This is a genomic window from Aestuariivita boseongensis (genome assembly GCF_001262635.1).
Classification (GTDB): domain Bacteria; phylum Pseudomonadota; class Alphaproteobacteria; order Rhodobacterales; family Rhodobacteraceae; genus Aestuariivita; species Aestuariivita boseongensis.
In genome coordinates this window covers 19,174-38,153 of record NZ_JXYH01000037.1, presented here as the reverse complement: position 1 = coordinate 38,153, position 18,980 = coordinate 19,174, and the positions used below count along the sequence as shown (strand labels likewise).

General features: G+C 67.7%; 21 protein-coding genes. 15 read left to right on the top strand and 6 right to left on the bottom strand.

The window, feature by feature from the left end; all coding sequences use genetic code 11:
* Window positions 1–163: 163 nt before the first annotated feature.
* Complete coding sequence (locus TR61_RS13870) at window positions 164–880, top strand: M48 family metallopeptidase (protein ID WP_050930852.1); 717 nt, start codon at window positions 164–166, stop codon at window positions 878–880.
* A 104-nt stretch (window positions 881–984) separates the two neighbouring features.
* On the opposite strand, the gene TR61_RS13865 is transcribed toward TR61_RS13870, so the two are convergent.
* Together TR61_RS13865 and TR61_RS13860 are read right to left on the bottom strand one after the other, a co-directional pair.
* Window positions 985–1,674 carry an RES family NAD+ phosphorylase gene (locus tag TR61_RS13865; protein ID WP_425394211.1) on the bottom strand — a complete coding sequence of 230 codons (690 nt, stop codon included), beginning with the start codon at window positions 1,672–1,674 and terminating at the stop codon, window positions 985–987.
* Window positions 1,671–2,084 (bottom strand): MbcA/ParS/Xre antitoxin family protein, encoded by a 414-nt coding sequence (locus TR61_RS13860; protein WP_043841469.1) that lies wholly within the window; start codon window positions 2,082–2,084, stop codon window positions 1,671–1,673. Before TR61_RS13860 ends, TR61_RS13865 begins: the two co-directional genes overlap by 4 nt.
* Window positions 2,085–2,346: 262 nt before the next feature.
* Here TR61_RS13860 and trbB point away from each other — a divergent pair, with 262 nt between their 5' ends.
* Genes trbB through TR61_RS13805 form a run of 11 tightly spaced genes read left to right on the top strand, consistent with a single transcriptional unit; the run spans window position 2,347 to window position 11,856 of the window.
* Entirely contained in the window at window positions 2,347–3,297 is a 951-nt protein-coding gene (trbB, locus tag TR61_RS13855; protein ID WP_425394212.1) for a P-type conjugative transfer ATPase TrbB, read from the top strand.
* Window positions 3,294–3,626 (top strand): TrbC/VirB2 family type IV secretion system protein, encoded by a 333-nt coding sequence (locus TR61_RS13850; RefSeq protein WP_050930850.1) that lies wholly within the window; start codon window positions 3,294–3,296, stop codon window positions 3,624–3,626. Before trbB ends, TR61_RS13850 begins: the two co-directional genes overlap by 4 nt.
* Window positions 3,626–3,907: a VirB3 family type IV secretion system protein gene (locus tag TR61_RS13845; protein ID WP_050930848.1), complete on the top strand. Its 282-nt coding sequence runs from the start codon at window positions 3,626–3,628 to the stop codon at window positions 3,905–3,907. The genes TR61_RS13850 and TR61_RS13845 overlap by 1 nt, the downstream gene beginning before the upstream one ends.
* A 9-nt stretch (window positions 3,908–3,916) precedes the next feature.
* A complete protein-coding gene (trbE, locus tag TR61_RS13840) occupies window positions 3,917–6,412 on the top strand; it encodes a conjugal transfer protein TrbE (protein ID WP_050930847.1) in 2,496 nt (831 codons plus the stop codon).
* Window positions 6,409–7,197 (top strand): P-type conjugative transfer protein TrbJ, encoded by a 789-nt coding sequence (gene trbJ / locus TR61_RS13835; protein WP_050930846.1) that lies wholly within the window; start codon window positions 6,409–6,411, stop codon window positions 7,195–7,197. Before trbE ends, trbJ begins: the two co-directional genes overlap by 4 nt.
* A 14-nt stretch (window positions 7,198–7,211) precedes the next feature.
* The gene (trbK-alt, locus tag TR61_RS13830) at window positions 7,212–7,478 is read left to right on the top strand and encodes a putative entry exclusion protein TrbK-alt (RefSeq protein WP_050930845.1); all 267 of its coding nucleotides are present in this window, start codon (window positions 7,212–7,214) and stop codon (window positions 7,476–7,478) included.
* 3 nt (window positions 7,479–7,481) lie between these two features.
* Window positions 7,482–8,831 carry a P-type conjugative transfer protein TrbL gene (gene trbL, locus TR61_RS13825; protein WP_050930844.1) on the top strand — a complete coding sequence of 450 codons (1,350 nt, stop codon included), beginning with the start codon at window positions 7,482–7,484 and terminating at the stop codon, window positions 8,829–8,831.
* Entirely contained in the window at window positions 8,828–9,517 is a 690-nt protein-coding gene (gene trbF / locus TR61_RS13820) for a conjugal transfer protein TrbF (RefSeq protein ID WP_050930842.1), read from the top strand. Before trbL ends, trbF begins: the two co-directional genes overlap by 4 nt.
* Window positions 9,514–10,488: a P-type conjugative transfer protein TrbG gene (gene trbG, locus TR61_RS13815; protein WP_050930841.1), complete on the top strand. Its 975-nt coding sequence runs from the start codon at window positions 9,514–9,516 to the stop codon at window positions 10,486–10,488. The genes trbF and trbG overlap by 4 nt, the downstream gene beginning before the upstream one ends.
* Window positions 10,485–11,621: a TraB/TrbI/VirB10 family type IV secretion system protein gene (locus TR61_RS13810; RefSeq protein WP_050930840.1), complete on the top strand. Its 1,137-nt coding sequence runs from the start codon at window positions 10,485–10,487 to the stop codon at window positions 11,619–11,621. Before trbG ends, TR61_RS13810 begins: the two co-directional genes overlap by 4 nt.
* A 1-nt stretch (window position 11,622) precedes the next feature.
* On the top strand, window positions 11,623–11,856 hold the full coding sequence (locus TR61_RS13805) for a DUF2274 domain-containing protein (RefSeq protein ID WP_050930838.1): 234 nt from the start codon (window positions 11,623–11,625) through the stop codon (window positions 11,854–11,856).
* 147 nt (window positions 11,857–12,003) lie between these two features.
* Here TR61_RS13805 and TR61_RS13800 read toward each other — a convergent pair whose 3' ends face one another.
* The 3 genes from TR61_RS13800 to TR61_RS13790 form a co-directional block, all read right to left on the bottom strand.
* Window positions 12,004–15,105 carry an efflux RND transporter permease subunit gene (locus TR61_RS13800; RefSeq protein WP_050930837.1) on the bottom strand — a complete coding sequence of 1,034 codons (3,102 nt, stop codon included), beginning with the start codon at window positions 15,103–15,105 and terminating at the stop codon, window positions 12,004–12,006.
* Window positions 15,102–16,337, bottom strand: coding sequence for an efflux RND transporter periplasmic adaptor subunit (locus TR61_RS13795; protein ID WP_172676980.1), 1,236 nt, complete (start codon window positions 16,335–16,337; stop codon window positions 15,102–15,104). Before TR61_RS13795 ends, TR61_RS13800 begins: the two co-directional genes overlap by 4 nt.
* A gap of 67 nt (window positions 16,338–16,404) precedes the next feature.
* A complete protein-coding gene (locus tag TR61_RS13790) occupies window positions 16,405–16,902 on the bottom strand; it encodes a cytochrome b (RefSeq protein WP_050930833.1) in 498 nt (165 codons plus the stop codon).
* 96 nt (window positions 16,903–16,998) lie between these two features.
* Here TR61_RS13790 and TR61_RS13785 point away from each other — a divergent pair, with 96 nt between their 5' ends.
* Together TR61_RS13785 and TR61_RS13780 are read left to right on the top strand one after the other, a co-directional pair.
* Entirely contained in the window at window positions 16,999–17,613 is a 615-nt protein-coding gene (locus TR61_RS13785) for a TetR/AcrR family transcriptional regulator (RefSeq protein ID WP_050930830.1), read from the top strand.
* Entirely contained in the window at window positions 17,606–17,983 is a 378-nt protein-coding gene (locus TR61_RS13780; RefSeq protein ID WP_050930827.1) for a hypothetical protein, read from the top strand. Before TR61_RS13785 ends, TR61_RS13780 begins: the two co-directional genes overlap by 8 nt.
* On the opposite strand, the gene TR61_RS13775 is transcribed toward TR61_RS13780, so the two are convergent.
* Window positions 17,962–18,375 (bottom strand): RrF2 family transcriptional regulator, encoded by a 414-nt coding sequence (locus TR61_RS13775; protein ID WP_050930825.1) that lies wholly within the window; start codon window positions 18,373–18,375, stop codon window positions 17,962–17,964. The genes TR61_RS13780 and TR61_RS13775 overlap by 22 nt on opposite strands.
* Window positions 18,376–18,493: 118 nt before the next feature.
* Here TR61_RS13775 and TR61_RS13770 point away from each other — a divergent pair, with 118 nt between their 5' ends.
* Window positions 18,494–18,976, top strand: coding sequence for a hemerythrin domain-containing protein (locus TR61_RS13770; RefSeq protein ID WP_050930823.1), 483 nt, complete (start codon window positions 18,494–18,496; stop codon window positions 18,974–18,976).
* The last annotated feature ends 4 nt before the right edge of the window (window positions 18,977–18,980 follow it).

Here is an 18,980-nt window from a genome sequence, read left to right as displayed (position 1 = left end):
ATCAGATCGGGCTGCTCAAGGTGGCCCAGAACAATCTGCGGAACGCCATCGATGACTACTTCTTCGACGTCCTGCGCGACGAAAAGGGCGTCGAACTGCCCGTGGAGGTGCTCGACGAGCTCGAACTGAAGATCATGGACCTCGCCCGGGCCCGGTTCGCAGCATGACGCGGGAATTGCATTGCCTGCAGTACGGTGAGCAGGAGATCCGATACGAAATCGTCCGCCGCCCGAGGAAGACACTGGAGATCGCCGTCGAGCCGGATGCGTCGGTGGTGATCGCGGCCCCGGAAGACGCGACGCTAGACGCCATCGAAGCCAGGCTGCGGAAGCGCGCGGCATGGGTGACGAGGCAGCAACGGTACTTTGCCCAATTCCTGCCGCGGACGCCGGAGCGCACGTTCGTCGCCGGAGAAACGCATCTTTACCTGGGGCGCCAGTACCGGCTGAAGGTCGTCCCGCATGTCCAGGAAAGCGTGAAGCTGATCCGCGGCTTCATCGTCGTGCAGACTCACCGGCCGACGAGGCCAGAGGTGACACGCGAACTGGTCGAGGCATGGTACCGCGATCGGGCTCACATCAAGTTTCCGGAACGGATCGAACTCTGTCTCGGTCTGTTCCCGAACCCCGAGGCATTCCGGCCGAAGGGTCTCATCGTACGCCAGACCCGTCAGCGATGGGGCTCCATGTCGCCCGCCGGTCGCCTGCTTCTGAATCGCCGCCTCGTGCAGGCGCCGGTCGACGCCATCGATTACGTGATCACACATGAGCTCTGCCATGTGGCCGAGCCTCATCACGGGGCGGCATTCTTTGACCTTCTCGACAAGGTGATGCCCGATTGGGAGCGTCGAAAGCAAAGGCTCGAAAGGGCAATGGCCTAGCGGGATTAACAGCAATCAATTCGACAACGTCCTGATGCTTTTTCTCTGCTCAAGAAACGAGGCAAAGAATCTCCAGACGGCCTCTCACCTTTGGTCTTAAAGCGTCACAAGACGCGCAATACCTCCCCATCATCCAGCCGCTTGACATAATCGACTGCCGTGCCGTTCCAGTGGTACGCGAAATGCGCCCCTTGGGTGGGGATCGGGATCACGTCGGGCCAGAAGACGGCGATGCACTGGCCCTCGGGAAAGCGCACGCTGGGCCAGGTGATGCCGTTCGAGCCGGCCGCACGGCGCTCGGCCCCGAAGACCTGGGACGCGTGGTAGTCCTCCGGGTCCAGCAGATCGGCGCGGCCCGTGGCGTCGTCGAGATCGGCGTCGATCGATCCAATCAGCTCGCGGAACTGCGAGGTCCAGCCCGGCGCTTCGTCCGTCGCGCGCATGAAGCGGGCGTGGTGATGGATAGTCTCGGCGATCGCCACCTCGGAGCGGTCGCCCGCGTAGTAGAGGCCGAAGCTGCCATCCGAGAACCGCCCGGGTCGGAGCGGCGAGCAATGCACGAAGGGCGCCATGACCCAGCTTGCGCCGGGCCCGGTCACGCGGCGGGCGACAGGCACCTTGGAGAGATCGCCGATGCTCTCGCGGATGCGCGGGTTGAACTTGGCCTCGGCCGAGGCGAGTGCCTCCCAATCAGCCGGGTCGGCGATGTCCTCGAAGAGGTCGATGGGCGGGTGGATCGAGCGGATGACACGGACCGTGCGTGGCCAGGTCACGCGCCTGACAGGCACATTCACCAGGCACCCCGTTCGGCGTCGAGATAGGCGCGCAGATCGATCAGGTCTGTGATCTCGCCCCGGAGCATGACGTCGAGCGCGCTCCGGCCCGCGAAGGCGGCATTCGGCTTGCGGATCCAGGCATAGCCCCGGGCAGGGTCGGTGAAGAGATAGCGCAGCGCCTTGTGGATCCCCATCAGGATCGCCATCCGCGCGCGCAGGTCGCGGTCGATCCGGCCGATATCGCCGGTCTTCCAGCGCGCCCACGTCCGCTGCGCCATGTCGCCCAGCAGGGTGCGGGCTTCGGCATCGGTCAGCTCCCAGGCCCGGAAGAGGTTGACGGTGGTGCGCGCCAGTGCCGCGGCCTCCTCGTCGGTGATGACGGGAAGATCGGTGCGGGCGGTGACGGGCTGGACCGTGGCGAACTGCATGGTTTTCTCCTTTGGCATCAATATAGAGAATGTGTGCCAAAAGGCAAGATGGGCCGTGCTGTGCCGCTTTGATCGTCTCTAACCCTATTCCCTGTCTTTGCACGCTATGGCGCTACGCCCCTTGAAGACCTGTTGAGCGCCGCCGGTTTCCGGTTTTCTTGATGGACCCGATCCGGGGCCGCCCGTCGGCCGCCACTCACGGAACGGGGACAGCATGGCAGAGGCAGCTCGGAAACCAGAAGCGATGGCCCGCGGCGCGCGGATGCTGCGCACGGCGCTCGGGCCCGCCATCGCCGGGTTTCTGGAAGACCCGACGACCGTCGAGGTCATGCTCAATCCCGACGGGCGGCTCTGGATCGACCGGCTCTCCGAGGGGCTTTCCGATACCGGCGCGACGCTCTCGCCCGCCGATGGTGAGCGGATCGTGCGGCTCGTCGCCCATCATGTCGGGGCCGAGGTGCATGCCGCGCGCCCGCGCGTCTCGGCCGAACTGCCCGAGACCGGGGAACGTTTCGAGGGGCTCCTGCCGCCCGTGGTCACCGCAGCCTGTTTCGCGATCCGGAAGCCTGCCGTCGCGGTCTTCACGCTCGCCGATTACGTCGCCTCCGGGATCATGACCGAGACCCAGGCGGCGCTGTTGCGCGAGGGCGTCGCCACGCGGTCCAATATCCTCGTGGCGGGCGGCACCTCCACCGGCAAGACGACCCTGACCAATGCGCTCCTGGCGGAAGTGGCCGGATCGTCCGACCGCGTCGTGATCATCGAGGACACGCGCGAGCTGCAATGCACAGCACCCAACCTCGTCGCCTTGCGCACCAAGGACGGCGTCGCCTCGCTCTCCGATCTTGTCCGCTCCTCGCTCCGCCTGCGCCCCGACCGCATTCCCATCGGCGAGGTGCGCGGGGCCGAGGCGCTGGACCTCCTGAAGGCCTGGGGCACGGGCCATCCCGGCGGGATCGGAACCATCCATGCGGGCTCGGCCCTCGGCGCCCTGCGAAGGATGGAGCAGCTCATCCAGGAGGCGGTGGTCACCGTGCCGCGCGCCCTCATCGCCGAGACCATCGATCTCATCGCCGTTCTCTCCGGACGCGGGGCCAACCGGCACCTCGCCGAACTCGCGCACGTCGACGGGCTGGGACCGGACGGCGATTACCGCATCACCCCGGCGGCGCGGCCGACCGGGATGGATACCAACACAGGAGACCCTTCATGACCCGATCCCTTCACCGGCTGCGCGCGCAGGCCGCGCACGCCGTCACCTATGCCACCGTCACCCTGATGCTGGCCGGACCCGCCCGGGCGGCGGGGTCCTCCATGCCTTGGGAGGCACCGCTGCAATCGATCCTCGAGTCGATCGAGGGGCCGGTCGCCAAGATCATCGCGGTGATCATCATCATCGTCACCGGCCTGACGCTCGCCTTCGGCGACACCTCCGGGGGCTTTCGCCGCCTGATCCAGATCGTCTTCGGCATCTCCATCGCCTTCGCGGCGAGTTCCTTCTTCCTGAGCTTCTTCAGCTTCGGCGGCGGAGCATTGATCTGATGGACGGCGCTTTCGAGCAGTTGGCGGACGTGCCGGGCTTCACCGTCCCGGTCCACCGGGCGCTGACGGAGCCGATCCTGCTGGCCGGTGCGCCGCGGGCCTTCGCGATCCTGAACGGGACGCTGGCTGGGGCCATCGGGCTCGGGTTGCAACTCTGGGTCGCCGGGATCGCCATCGGCCTTCTGGGCCACCTGGTCGCGGTCTGGGCCGCGCGGCGCGATCCGCTCTTCGTCGAGGTCGGGCGGCGGCATCTGCGGCTGCCCTGTCATCTCGAGGTTTGAGGTTTCACCATGATGAACCTCGCAGAATATCGCCGGAAAGGGACGCGGCTGGCGGATTACCTGCCCTGGGCGGCGCTGGTGGCGCCCGGCGTGGTGCTGAACAAGGATGGCAGCCTGCAGCGCTCGGCCCGGTTACGGGGCCCCGATCTCGACAGTGCGGTCGCGGCGGAACTCGTGGCCGTGGCGGGGCGCATCAACAATGCCTTCCGACGCCTCGGGTCCGGCTGGGCGATCTTCGTCGAAGCGCAGCGCGTGGCGGCGGCCGACTATCCCGACAGCTGCTTTCCCGACCCGGCCTCGGCGCTGCTCGATGCCGAGCGCCGCGCGGGGTTCGCCGAGCAGGGGGCGCATTTCCAGTCCGACTATCTTTTGACCTTCCTCTACCTGCCGCCCGCCGAGGAGGCCGCCCGGGCCGAGACCTGGCTTTACGAAGGCCGCGACAAGACCGGCATCGATGCGGGCGAGGTGCTGCGAGGGTTCATCGACCGCACCGATCGTGTGCTGGCGCTTTTCGACGGCATCATGCCCGAATGCCGCTGGCTCGATGACAGCGAGACATTGACCTACCTGCATTCCACGATCTCGACGCAGGCCCACCGCGTCCGCGTGCCGGAAACCCCGGCCTATCTCGATGCGCTTCTGGCCGATCAGCCGCTGACCGGTGGGCTCGAGCCGCGGCTGGGAGACGCCCATCTGCGTGTCCTGACCCTCTCGGGCTTCCCGACCGCCACCACGCCTGGCATCCTCGACGACCTCAACCGGCTGGCGTTTCCCTATCGCTGGGCGACCCGCGCGATCCTGATGGACAAGACGGAGGCCGCGCGGATGGTCGCCCGCATTCGCCGCCAATGGTTCGCCAAGCGCAAATCCATCGCCGCGATCCTGAAGGAGGTGATGACCAACGAGCAATCGGCCCTGGTCGACACGGACGCCGCAAACAAGGCCGCGGATGCCGACATGGCCCTGCAGGAGCTCGGCGCCGATATCGCGGGCGAGGCCTATGTGACGGCGACTTTAATCGTCTGGGACGAGGACCCGCGCCGCGCCGACGAGAAGCTGCGCCTGGTCGAGAAGGTCGTGCAGGGTCGGGACTTCACAGCCATGGTCGAGACGGTCAACGCCGTCGACGCCTGGCTTGGCTCGCTGCCGGGGCACGCCTATGCCAACGTCCGCCAGCCGCCGATCTCCACCCTGAACCTGGCCCATATGATCCCCCTCTCCGCCGTCTGGGCCGGGGAGGAGCGGGATGCGCATTTCGACGGGCCGCCGCTGCTTTTCGGCAAGACCGAGGGCGCGACGCCGTTTCGTCTCTCGCTCCATGTCGGCGATGTCGGCCACACGCTGGTCGTCGGCCCGACCGGGGCGGGCAAATCTGTGCTGCTCGCGCTTATGGCGCTGCAGTTCCGCCGCTACCCGGCCGCCCAGGTCTTCGCCTTCGATTTCGGGGGCTCGATCCGCGCCGCCACCCTCGCCATGGGCGGCGACTGGCACGATCTCGGCGGCGAGCTGACCGAAGGGGCGGACGCGACGGTCTCCCTCCAGCCACTTGCCCGGATCGACGATCCCGCCGAACGCGGCTGGGCCGCGGGCTGGATCGGGGCGATCCTCGCCCGCGAAGGCATCACGATCACGCCCGAGGTAAAGGAGCATCTCTGGTCCGCGCTGACCTCGCTGGCCTCCGCCCCGGTCGGCGAACGGACGATCACCGGTCTCGCGGTCCTGCTGCAATCCTCCGACCTGAAACAGGCCTTGCGCCCCTATTGCCTCGGCGGTGCCCATGGCCGATTGCTCGATGCCGAGACGGAAGAGCTTGGCGCGGCCTCGGTCCAGGCCTTCGAGATCGAGGGGCTGGTCGGCACCGCCGCGGCGCCCGCGGTCCTCTCCTATCTCTTCCATCGCATCGGCGACCGGCTCGACGGGCGGCCGACGCTCCTGATCATCGACGAGGGGTGGCTCGCGCTCGATGATGACGGCTTCGCGGGCCAGCTGCGCGAATGGTTGAAGACGCTGCGCAAGAAGAACGCCTCGGTGATCTTCGCGACCCAGTCGCTCTCGGACATCGACGCCTCCGCCATCGCGCCCGCCATCATCGAAAGCTGCCCGACCCGGCTGCTTCTTCCCAACGAGCGCGCCATCGAGCCCCAGATCACCGCGATCTACCGCCGGTTCGGCCTCAATGACCGGCAGATCGAGATCCTCGCCCGCGCCATGCCCAAGCGGGACTACTATTGCCAGTCGCGGCGCGGCAACCGGCTTTTCGAACTGGGCCTGTCCGAGGTGGGCCTCGCCCTCTGCGCGGCCTCGTCCAAATCCGACCAGACGCTGATCTCGGAGGTCCTCGCGGAGCATGGGCGCGAGGGCTTCCTCGCCGCCTGGCTCGACGCCCGCGGGGTCGGCTGGGCGGCCGACCTGATCCCCGACCTCACCAATCTCGCACCGGGACCTGAAGTTCCGGATGCACCGATCCCCCAAGACACCGAACCCGCAGAGGAGACCACCCCATGACTCATGCCGCCCATCATTTATCCAAGCTCGCCAGCGTCTCCGCCTTGGCCCTGGCGCTCGCAGCCCCTCTCGGCCTTTCGCCGATCTTCGCGACGCCCGCGCAGGCCTTCCTATTCGGCGGGGGCGGGCGCATCGTCTACGACCCGCGCAATCACGCCGAGAACATCCTCTCCGCCGCCCGGGCACTCGAGCAGATCAACAACCAGATCACCCAGCTGCAGAACGAGGCGCAGATGCTGATGAACCAGGCGCGCAACCTCGCGAGCCTGCCGTACTCCTCCCTGCAGGCGCTGCGGCAGAATGTCGACCGGACGCGGCAACTCCTGAGCCAAGCCCAGAACATCGCCTTCGACGTCGCCCAGATCGACCAGGTCTTCCAGCAGGACTATGCCAACATCCCCATGGCCGCGCCCGAGGCGCAGCTTCTGGCCGATGCGCGCTCCCGCTGGGAAAACACCGTCGGCGGGCTGCAGGACGCGCTGCGCGTACAGGCAGGCGTCGTCGGCAATCTCGACGGCCAGCGCGCCGAGCTCTCCGCCCTTGTCGGCGAAAGCCAATCCGCGGTCGGTGCCCTGCAGGCGACCCAGGCGGGCAACCAGCTCCTGGCACTGCAGTCCCAGCAGATCGCCGATCTGATCGCCGTCGTCGCCGCCAATGGCCGTGCCTCGGCGCTGGTCGAGGCCGAACGGTCCGCGGCCGCCGAACAGGGCCGGGTGCAGCGCGAGCGCTTCCTCACGCCGAGCGCGGGCTACCAGCCCGGCAATGCCCGGATGTTCAACAACTGAAGGGAGGCAGGCCCATGGAGGGATCGGTTCTCGCCCGCATCGCCGCCATCGTCTTCGTCGCCATCGCGGTCACCGCGGCACTGGTCGAGATGGGCCGGGACGAGGAGGGGCAGGATGCGCGTCCGGCGGCGCCCCTCATGCACGAGACCGATCCCCTGCGGGCTGAACAAAGGCGCTGCCAGGAGCTGGGCGAGGCCGCGGCCTCCGATCCAGACTGCCTCGCGGTCTGGGCCGAAACCCGCGACCGCTTTCTCGGCCGCGACCGGGCCCGGGAAGAGTGAGCCATGGGCGGCACCGGCGTCATCGACACCTTCCTCGGGGTTTTCACCTCCTATATCGACAGCGGTTTCGGGCTGCTGGGCGGCGAGGTCGCCTTCATCGCCAGCACGCTGATCGTGATCGACGTGACGCTCGCCGCGCTCTTCTGGGCCTGGGGCGCCGATGACGACATCATCGCCCGTCTCGTGAAAAAGACCCTCTTCGTGGGCGTCTTCGCCTGGCTCATTTCCAACTGGAACAGCCTTGCGGCCATCGTCTTCGACAGTTTCGCGGGGTTGGGGCTTCTGGCCTCCGGCACCGGCTTCTCGCCCGCCGATCTCCTGCGCCCCGGACGGGTGGCGCAGACCGGTCTCGATGCCGGGCGCCCGCTTCTGGAGTCCACCGCCGATCTCATGGGCTTCGTCGCCTTCTTCGAGAACTTCATCCAGATCGCCTGCCTGCTCTTCGCCTGGGCGCTGGTGCTCCTGGCCTTCTTCCTCCTCGCCGTGCAGCTCTTCGTGACGCTGATCGAGTTCAAACTGACCACCCTCGCAGGCTTCGTGCTGATCCCCTTCGGGCTTTTCGGCAAGACCGCCTTCATGGCCGAGCGGGTGCTGGGCAATGTCGTCTCCTCGGGCATCAAGGTGCTGGTGCTCGCGGTGATCATCGGCATCGGTTCGACGCTCTTCGGCCAGTTCACCGCCGGGTTTGGCGGCGTGACGCCCACCATCGACGAGGCCATGGCGATCATGCTGGCCGCCCTCTCGCTCCTCGGTCTCGGCATCTTCGGCCCGGGCATCGCCACCGGCCTCGTCTCGGGAGGCCCGCAACTGGGCGTGGGGGCCGCCGTCGGCACCGGGCTTGCCGTGGGCGGGGCTGCCGTCGCGGCGGGTGGCGGGGCCATGCTCGGCGCCCGCGGGGCCGGCGCACTCGCCTCGGGCGGGGCCGCCGTCACGCGCGGCGCTGTGGCGGCCACCGGGGCCGCCTCCACCGCCTACAGCATCGGATCCATGGGCCAGAGTGGGGCTGCCGGAGTTACGTCTGGTCTCGGCGGCATAGCAAGAGCCGCGGGATCCGCGGCAGCATCACCCCTGCGCCGGGCCGCCGCCTCGGCTTCCGAAGCGGTCAAGTCAAGCCACGCCGGAGGCGCCCGTGTGGGTTTCGCCGCCACCGGCGGCACCTCCTCGCTCGGCAGCGGGGCAGGCGCGTCGACCGCCATGTCCGCCCCCGCAGGCAGTCCACCCGCCTGGGCGCGTTCGATGCGTCGCAGCCAGGCTATGAGCCATGGCGTCTCCGCCGCCACCCATGCGTTGCGCGCCGGGGACAGCCCCGGCTCAGGCGCCTCCGTTTCCCTCTCCGAAAGTGACCGCTCATGAGCCTCTTCAAACGCGCCGCCGCGCATTACGGCAAGACTCCGGAACCCGAGACCCCGTACCAGAAGGCTGCCCAGGTCTGGGACGAGCGCATTGGTTCCGCCCGGGTGCAGGCAAAGAACTGGCGCCTCATGGCCTTCGGCTGCCTGATCCTCGCGGGCGGTTTCGCCACGGCGCTGGTCTGGCAATCGGCGCGCGGCACCGTGGTGCCCTATGTCGTTGAGATCGACCGGCATGGCGAGGCGCGCGCCGTCGAGGCCGCCAGCGCCGGGTATCGCCCCAGCGATCCGCAAATCGCCTGGCATCTCGCGCGGTTCATCGAGGAGGTCCGGGGATTGCCCGCCGATCCCATTGTCGTCCGCCAGAACTGGCTCCGCGCCTATGAATTCACCACCGACCGCGGTGCGCTGGCGCTCAACGACCATGCCCGCGCCAACGATCCCTTCACGCGGGTGGGCGAGGACCAGGTCTCGGTCGAGGTCTCGAGCGTCATTCGTGCGTCGCCCGACAGTTTCCGGGTGGCCTGGTCCGAGCGGCACTATGAGAATGGCCAGCTTGCCCGCACCGAGCGCTGGACCGCGATCCTCACCGTCGTGATCGACCCGCCGCGCACGGCGGACCGTCTGCGCGTCAATCCCCTTGGAATCTATGTCAACGCGATCAACTGGTCGCGGGAGATGAGCCAATGACCCGACCGATCCTGCCCACCGTGCTCCTCGCCACCACGCTCGTCGCCGGCTGCGCCAGCGACCGTCCGCCCGCATTCGCCTATGACGACGCGGTGCCGCCTTTGCCGACACCGCCTCCCACCGCTCCCGATGACCGGCCGCGCCCGCTCCATGTCCCGCCGGCCTGGACGCCGAGCCGGGGCGGCGAGGCCGCCGCCACACCCGTCGCCCAGGTCGGCAATGCCAATGCGGCCGCGCGTGTCGAGCCGCGGCAGGCCGGGTATTTCAACGCGATCCAGATCTACCCGTGGTCCGAGGGCGCGCTCTATCAGGTCTATGCAGCGCCGGGTCAGATCACGACGATCGCGCTCGAACCCGGCGAACGCCTGGCCGGCACCGGCCCGATCGCGGCAGGGGACACGGCGCGCTGGATCATCGGCGACACCGAGAGCGGCGCGGGCCGCGATACCCGCGTCCTCGTGCTCGTGAAGCCCACGAGGCCCGATATCCGCACGAACCTCGTGATCTCGACCGACCGGCGCACCTACCTGATCGAACTCAACGCCAGCGAAGAGACCTGGATGCCCGCCATCTCCTGGGCCTATCCGCGTGCGCCCGAGGCACCACGCGTTGCGCCGGCCACGCCGCGCATCCCGCCCGCGCATGCCCGCAACCACCGCTACGGGCTGCAAGGCGACAACCCGCCCTGGCGTCCGATTTCCATCTTCGACGACGGACGCCGGGTCTATGTCGTCTTCCCGCGCGGCATTGCCCAGGGCGAGATGCCGCCGCTCTTCGTGCTCGGAGCCGATGGCGAGCTGGAGATCGTCAACTCCCGCATCCACGGCAACGTGTTGATCGTCGACCGGCTCTTCGGCGCGGCCGAACTGCGCCTCGGACGCGGTCCCCGGCAGGAGGTGGTCCGCATCCTGCGGATCGAACCCCAAACCGAGGCGACCGCGGTACGGCAGGAAGCGGAGCGGGGGACATGAGTGACACACCAACCGACACCGCCGCCGCCATGCGCCTGCGCGCCGATCCGCCGCGCGTCACGCGGATTTCGCGCAAGGTGATCATCGGGCTTGGCGTTGTCGCGGGCCTCGGGATCGGTGCCGCGCTGATCTATGGGCTGCAACGCCCGGACCGAACGGCCGCGCCGGAAGAACTGATCACCACCGACCGACGCCAACCCGCCGATGGTCTCCGCGATCTGCCCGGCAGCTATGATGCCATTCCCCGGCTCGGTCCGCCCCTGCCGGGCGACCTCGGCGGCGGCATCCTCGACGCGCAGCAACGCGGCCAGCCCGTCGCGGCTCCAAGTCTCGCGCCGCCGACCATGGACCCGGCGGAACAGCAGCGGCTTGCGGAACTGGAGGCCGCCCGGGTCAGTGATCTCTTCTTCCAGACGCGGCCTGGAGCGCCAGCGACAACTGGGTTCCAGATGCAGCCCGCAGCACCAGGAACCGGGTTGGCCGCCACCCCGGAGACCGATCCACGCGAGGCCTTTCTGACCGCGCCGACCGACCGCCGAACGGTCGCACCCGACCGCATACAACCACCGGCCTCGCCTTGGCTGCTGCAAGCCGGTTCCGTCATCCCGGCCGCGCTGATCACCGGTATTCGCTCCGACCTGCCGGGTCAGATCACCGCGCAGGTCACCCAGAACGTCTATGACAGCCCCACCGGCAGCCTTCTTCTGATCCCGCAAGGCACCCGTTTGATCGGCGCCTACGACGACAGCGTGAGCGCCGGCCAGCGTCGCGTGCTCCTGGTCTGGACCAGGTTGATCTTCCCCGATGGTCGATCCTTCGTGCTCGAACGCCAGCCCGGGGCGGATGCCGCGGGCTTTGCCGGTCTCGAGGACCGCGTCGACAACCACTGGGCCAGCGTCCTGCGCGCGGCGGGGCTTTCGACTCTGCTCGCCGTTGGCGCGGAGCTTTCCCTCGACGAGGAAGATCGCCTCGCTCGTGCCCTCCGCGACGGGGCCCTCGACACGATCAACGAGGCCGGGCAGCGCATCGTTCAACGCCAGTTGGAGGTCCCGCCGACCCTCACCATTCGCCCGGGCTTTCCCGTTCGGGTGATCGTCACGCGCGACCTCGTCTTCGCGCCATCCGGAGGCTGACATGACCAAGCTGAAACTCGGTCCGATCCCAGAAAACAAGCCGGTGAAACTGACTGTGGAACTGCCCGCAGAGCTGCATCGGGACCTGATCGCCTATGGTGAAATCCTCGGCCGCAAGGCCGGAGAGGGACCAATCGAACCGAAAAAGCTGGTGGTTCCCATGCTGGAGCGGTTCATCGCAACGGATCGCGGCTTTGCAAAAGCACGTCGAAGCGAGGTGTCCCATGGTCCATAGTATGCGAAGTACGGATCGCCTTGATCACCTGATCCAGTATTGGAAATCGCGTGGGTGTGCGTTGACTGGTTTTGTCTGCGTATGCTCTGGGGCGCGGAGGATTGAATAGCAGACGCGCAAAGCCGTCTCTTGAGAAAGCGTGAAGGGTCATTGACCAATTGGGCCCACGGCGTAGGTCTGTTTGCGTGGCCGGATATCCTCGAGCGCTGAGTAGAATGCAGGTAGCACGACCAGTATAAGCACGGTTGCGGCGAGAAGGCCGAACACCACGGAAATTACGAGGGGCTTGAGCGTCTGGGCCTGGGTGGAGGATTCCAGCAGCAGCGGTGCCATGCCCATGATCGTGGTCGAGACCGACACGAAGATCGGGCGGAAGCGGGCGCGCACGGCCTCTCCTGCGGCCAGCGCGGCCGACAGTCCATTGGCGCGACGGGCGTTGATGACACCGACCAGCAGGATTGCGTTGTTCACCACGATCCCCGCAAGCGAAGCCGCCCCCACCAGTGACGGCATCGAGATGTTGTAGCCCATCAGCACATGGCCCCAGATGACGCCCAAAAATGCCAGCGGGATGGTGATCATCACGATCAGCGGCTCCACATAGCTGCGGAACTGGAAACTGAGCACGAGGTAGATGCCCACCAGCCCGATCAGGAACCCGCGCAGGATCGAGGCGACGGTTTCCGTCGAATTCGCGGCCTGCCCGCCGATGTCAAAGCCAAGGCCGGGGGTGGTGGCCACCAGACCGGGCAGGAAGCCCTCGGCCAGCCGCGCGGTGATCGCGTCGGCATTGCCGATGCGGCCGTCCACATCGGCCGCGACGGTCAGCGTGCGCAGCCCGTTGCGCCGCGAGATGGTGTCCCAGCCGCGCGCCTCCTCGATGGTGGCGATGCTCGACAGCGGCACGGTGCCGCCACCGGGCAGCGCGATCTCGAAAAGGTTCAGGTCAGCGCGGTTGGCGCGGTCCTCATCGGCAAGCCGCAGCTCGATATCCCAGGCCAGATCGCCGCGCCGGATTTCCGCAAGCTGCGTGCCGAGAAAGGCCGCGCGAAGCTGGCCAGCCACATCTGTGGCGGTCAGCCCCAAGGCCTCGGCGCCGGGTGACAGATTCAGCCGTAATTCGGGTGCGCCGAGGCGCAGGTCGAGGATCGCGTTGCGCACACCGGTATAGGTTTCAAGCTCCGCCAAAGTGGCGCGGCCCGCTGCCTCCAGCGTGGCGAGGTCGGGGTGGCTCAGGCGCAATTCCACCGCGATGCCCTGCGGGCCGATCCCCGGCTCGGTCAGGATCAACGAGGACACCCCGGGCAGTGGCCCGATCTCTTCGCGCCAAAGCGTGATGATTTCGTCCAACGTGCTGCTGCGTGTCTCGGCGCCGAGCAGGTCCACCGCGACGGTGGCGACATGGGCACCGGTCTCGCCCGCCGACCGGTTGCGGCCCAGCCGGGTGAGGCGGCGGATCACCAGCGGTTGTGCCTGGGGCTGATCGGGGGTGAGACGGGCGTTCACGCGGTCGAGCGCCGCCTCGACCTGCGCGACGGCTTGGCCCGTGCGCGCCAGCGGTGTGCCTGCGGGTAGCATCAGCCGCGCCTCGAGCACGTCGCCGTCGATCTCGGGCATTGCCTCGCGCTTGACCACGCCGCCGCCCAGCGCGCCGACGGTCAGGATCAAGGCCCCGATGGCCAGCCCCGCGACCAGCCAACGGCCCCTGATCGCGGCATCGGCCAGACGGCCCACGCCACGCTCGCGCAGGGCATCGAAGCCCGCGTCGAAGCGGGCGCGGAAGCGGGAGGGGGCAGTGTCCTTCATGCCCCCTTTCAGGTGGTGGGGCAGGATCAGGAAGGCCTCGATCAGCGACGCGGCGAGTGCGGCCAGCAGGACCACCGGCAGAACTTCCAGCACGGCGCCCAACTCGCCCGCCAGGAAGGCGAGGGGCAGGAAAACGGCAAGCGTCGTTAGAAAGGAAGAGATCACTCCGGGCGCCACGGCTGCGACGCCCGCCGCGACGGTTTCGACCGTCGCGCCCTTGGCGGCATGCACCGCGATGGAATCCGCGATCACGATGGAATCGTCCATCACGATACCGATCGCCATCAACAGCGCCACTAGTGTCATCATGTTCAGGCTGAGCCCGGTCAGCGCCATCCAGAGGAACGCGCCTGCAAAGGCCACAGGCAGGCCCATCGCGGCCCAGATCGCGAAGCCGGGGCGAAAGAACAGGCTCATCACCACGACGACGAGAACCAGCCCGATCACGCCGTTCTGCACCAACATCACCAGACGGTCGCGGATGATCGATGTCACGTCCTGCACCACTTCAACGGAGATCGTGTCCGGCAGGCGGGCAGTTTCCTCGGCCACCAGCGCGGCAACGCCGTCCAGCACCCGAAGCGCGTCGGCATCCAGCGCCTTTGATACGTCGAGCACGATGGCAGGCACCCCGTCGACAAAAGCCCGGTCCTGCGGCGGTTCGAACCGTTCCTCGATCTCCGCCACATCGCCCAGCGTCAGGGTTGCGCCATTGGGCAGGACCAGCAGCGGGATCGTGGCCAGCGCCGTGGCCGTGTCGCGTTCAGCAGTGAAGCGAAGGGTCAGGTCCGCGCCCGGTCCCTCCAGCGTGCCTGCGGGCAGGTCGATGTTCTGCGCGGCGATGGCGGCGGCCAAGGCGGCAGGCGTCAGCCCGTGGCTGTCGAGTACAGGGCGTGATGCGGTTACTAAAAGTGTCCGGGTGCCGAGGCCCCCGCGCATCACGCTGGCAACGCCCGGCAAGGCGGTAAAGCGGTCCGACAGGGCGTCGGCGTAAAGATCCAGTTCGCCCAGCGGCAGATCGCCCGAGATGGCGACCGATGTGACAGGATCCGAGCGGTGCAATTCGCGCACCACGGCAGGATCGGCGCGGTCGGGGAAGGTGTCGATGGCCGACACCTCGGTGCGCAGCGAATTGACGAAGCGCAGCGCATCGTTACCGGGCGCCATGGTTGCCACGGCCCGCGCGCGGCCAGTCTGGGCCGTGCACGTGAAGGTTTCCAACCCCTCGACACCCTGCACTCCGTCCCAGAGCGGCGCGCAGATCGCGGCCTCTACATCCTCGGCTGCAGCGCCCCGGTAGGGCACGGTGACCTCGGCCTCGACGGCGCGGAAATCGGGGAAGGTTTCGCGCAACAGGCCCGGCGCGGCAAAGATGCCCGCTGCAAGGAACAAAAGAAGCAGCAGGTTGCCCGCCGTCGGGTGGCCGGTGAACCAGCGTATCATGGCTCGACCTCGACCGGGGTCAGGGTCATGCCGGGAATGGCCGGCGCGATGTCGTCGATCACCACGCGTTCGCCCGGCAACAGGCCAGCGGCGATAACGACGCGGCCATCCTGCGCGAAGGCTGCGGTGACGGGGCGCAATTCCAGCAAGCCATCGGGGCCAAGGATACGCACCATGTCGCCATGCAACGCCGCCTCGGGGATCGCGATGAGGCCTGTCATGGAAGCGCCCGAAAAGGAAAGCTGCACCTGCATGTTGGGCACCAGCGGCAGGCGGCGAGGCGGGTCCGCGCCCTCATAGGGGTCGTCAACCCTGACCACCACCGGCACGGTGCGCGCACGGGCATCCAGCGCGCCCTCGATCCCGACAACACGGGCGCTCCAGATCTGCCTCGGGTCCGACAGAGGGCTAAGCGTCACTGCAATCCGCGTGGCGGGCATGTCGCGCATCATGTCGGCAAGGGTGATGCCCTCCGGTGTATCTCCCAATAGCCGTCGAAAGCTGTCTATCGGCAAGTGCGCCACGACCTCGGCCGCCGCGATCCCGTCGGCACGGATCACCACCTGACCGGGGGCGACGGTTTGAAACAGCTCAGCATTCACCTCGGTTACGCGCAGGTCGAACGGCGTCGTCAGGGTCGTGCGGTCGAGCGAGCGGCGCGCCCGGTCGATGGCGGCCTCGCTGCGCGCGACCTGTGCCGCGATCCGCGCCTCGCGGGAGGGGATCAGGGCGAGCGTGTTCTCCAGTTCCGCCACCGTGCGGCGGGCCAGAAGGGTTGCGCGCTCGGCCTCGTCGGCGCGCGATTGCGGAACGGCGCCTTGCGCGACGAGTGTGCGCGTGCGTTCCAGATCGGTCTCGGCCAGGGCCAGCCGGTTCTGTTCCAGCGAAAGGATGCGCCGCGTGTTGTCCGCCTCTGCCGTAAGCTGCACGCGCTCGGCCTCCAGCACCGCGAGGTCGGCCTGCGATTGCGCCAGCGCCAGCTCGTAGTCGGCGGGGTCGATCCTCAGCACTTCCGTCCCCGCCGGGATCAGGCGACCCGGCTCAAGGTCCGGATGGCGCCAGATCACCTCGCCCTGCACCTCGGCCACGGCGACCCAGGTCTCGGCCGCGCGCAGGTTGCCCCAAGCGGTTGCGGCGGGCCGAATATCCTGCGCCGCGACCGTCATCATCCGAACGGGTAGCGCCGGCGCGTCGCCCCCGACCTGCGCGGGGCCGGGGGCAGACGCGATCATCCAGGCCGCCGCGGCAATGCCGAGCGCGATGGGTGGCAGCGCCAGGAGCGGGGCGAGGCGCATGGGTTCAGCCCTGCGCCCGGCGCATCCGCGCCAGCGTGCCGTCGCGCAGGATGAACTGGTGGTAGAGCGCGCCAATCACATGCAGCGCAACCAGCGCCAGCAGGACAATCTTCAACACATTGTGCCCCTGCGCCGCGGCCTCGACCCCGCCGAACCACGCGACAGACCCGCTGAGTAGCATCAGGATCATCAGCGCGTAAAGCCCGACATGGGTGAGCTTCGCGAGAATGCCCTGCACCTTGCTGGCCTCGATCGCCGGAGGCACGCCGCGCCGGGCGTGCAGGGTCAACCGCCACAGCGCGAAGATCATCACCAGCGCGCCGCCCGCCACATGGGCCAGCACGAGCGGTTCGAACCCAGCCTCCAGCCCATCAGTGATGCGGTCCCATGCGGCCGACATCGCGTCCTTGAAAAGGTACTGCTGCGCGATCAGTGCGAAGACGAGCCAATGCAGCGCGATCTGAAGGCGGGAATAGCCGGTGGGGGCGGTTTTGGCAGGCATGACGGGGGTCCTTTCGGTCAGGGTGCGCGACTCGGGATAGAGGTTGCGGTTGTCAACAGTGTATGTTAGTAAGTTATAACTAACAAGAGGTGACACATGTCGGGCCGTCAAAGTGCTGAAGAGAGAAAGGCGCAAATCGTGGCCGAGGTTCTGCGACTGGCCGACGAGATCGGACCCGACCGGCTGAGCACCACAGATGTCGCGCGGGCCATCGGCCTCAGTCAGCCTGCGATCTTCCGGCATTTCCCCACCAAGGGCGCGCTCTGGCTGGCGGTGGCCGAGGATATCGCTGACCGGTTGCAGAGTTGCTGGGCTGCGGCCGAGGCAGGGGCCACCGGGCCGCAGGCGCGCCTGAAAGCGCTGATCGGTGCGCAACTGACGGCCATTGCTGAAACGCCTGCCCTGCCGTCGATCCTGTTCTCGCGCGAGTTGCAGGTGGACAATCCAGCCCTGCGCGAGGTGTTCCGGGGGCTTCTGAGCGCTTTTGAGGGCCGCCTTGTTGCCGTGATCCGGGAACTTCAGGCGGCGGGCGATCTGAAGCGCGACGTCAGCCCAGAGGATGTCGCCATCCTGCTGACGTCGCTGGTGCAGGGTGTCGCCATCCGCTGGACGCTCGGCGCCCGGGGCTTTGCGCTCGTGCCTGAGGGGTTCCGGCTGTTTGACGTGCAGATGGAACTTCTACGCGCGAAGGAGGGCGCTTGCGATGCCTAGAACCAGTCTGACGCTCCGCATAGCGGGCGGTGTTGCGATTGCCTTTGGCGTGCTGACCATTTTCTCTGGTGGCCGAACACTGCTCGGATCAGCCGACATGGGGGCAGTCGTACCCTTTGTGCTGTGGTTCAACACGCTGGCCGGGCTCGCCTATGTCGTCGCGGGTCTCGGCCTGTGGCAGGGGCGGCGATGGGCCTGGCCCCTATCGTTCGTGATCTTCGCTGCAACGCTGCTGGTTTTTGCGGCCTTCGGCCTGCATGTCGCCCAAGGTGGAGCCTTCGAGATGCGTACCGTTTACGCCATGGCCCTGCGCAGCGCGGTTTGGGGCTGGATTGCGTGGGCGGCGCGTCAGGCGTTTTCCGGTCGGTAAACGCAATCGGCCAGGGTGCTGCGGTTCAGATCGGCAACAAATGCCGCCTCTGCATGAGCCAGCCGCGCTTTCAACCGGCATTGCGGGGTCAAGGTGCAGCTGTTGGTGCCTGCGGCGAAGCACTCCACCAGAGCCTGATCTGCTTCGAGGGCCGCCACCACATCGCCCAGGCGGATGTCCTCCGGCGCGCGGGCCAGCATGGCGCCGCCCCCACCGCCGCGCCGGGTTTCCAGAAGACCTGCGGCGGCAAGCGCCGTGATCACCTTGGCAAGATGGTTGCGGGAGATGCGGAATTCATCGGCGAGTTCCGACGTGGTGAAGGCCCGGTCGGGTGCGCCCGCCATCCGCATCAGAACGCGCAGGCCGTAATCGGTGAAGGAGGTGAGGCGCAAGGTCGCGATCCTGATTTGGTAGTTGAAGTGCGCATTCACGAGCGGTATGCGTATCTCAAATACCAATTCGCTGCGGCCCACGCAAGGACCGGGCGACGCGCGAGGGAAAGGACCCGCAATGAAAGACCTCCCAGAAACGGACGTGCCGCAGGAGACCGGCGCGCTGATCGATCACATCCTGACGCGCTATCACGAGATGCATCGGGAGGATCTCGCCTCGCTCGTACTGCTCGCCGACCGGGTCGAGCGGGTGCACGCGGACGATCCCGAGGCGCCCACGGGGCTCGCCGCGGCCATCCGGACGCTCGCCGGGGAGATGGAGGATCACATGATGAAGGAGGAGATGATCCTGTTTCCGGCCATGCGCGCGGGCGGCGGGCCGGGCATCGAGCACCCCATCGCGGTGATGCGCGCCGACCACGACGATCACGCCGAAAACATCGCGCTGATCCGGCGGCTCACCTGCGATCTGACGCCGCCCGAGCACGCCTGTGGCTCCTGGCGCTCGCTCTATGGCGGCCTGGCGGCGCTGTTCGACGACCTTGCCGCCCATATCGCGCTGGAGAACGATGTGCTGTTCCCGCGCTTCGAGCCGGCTTGAGGCG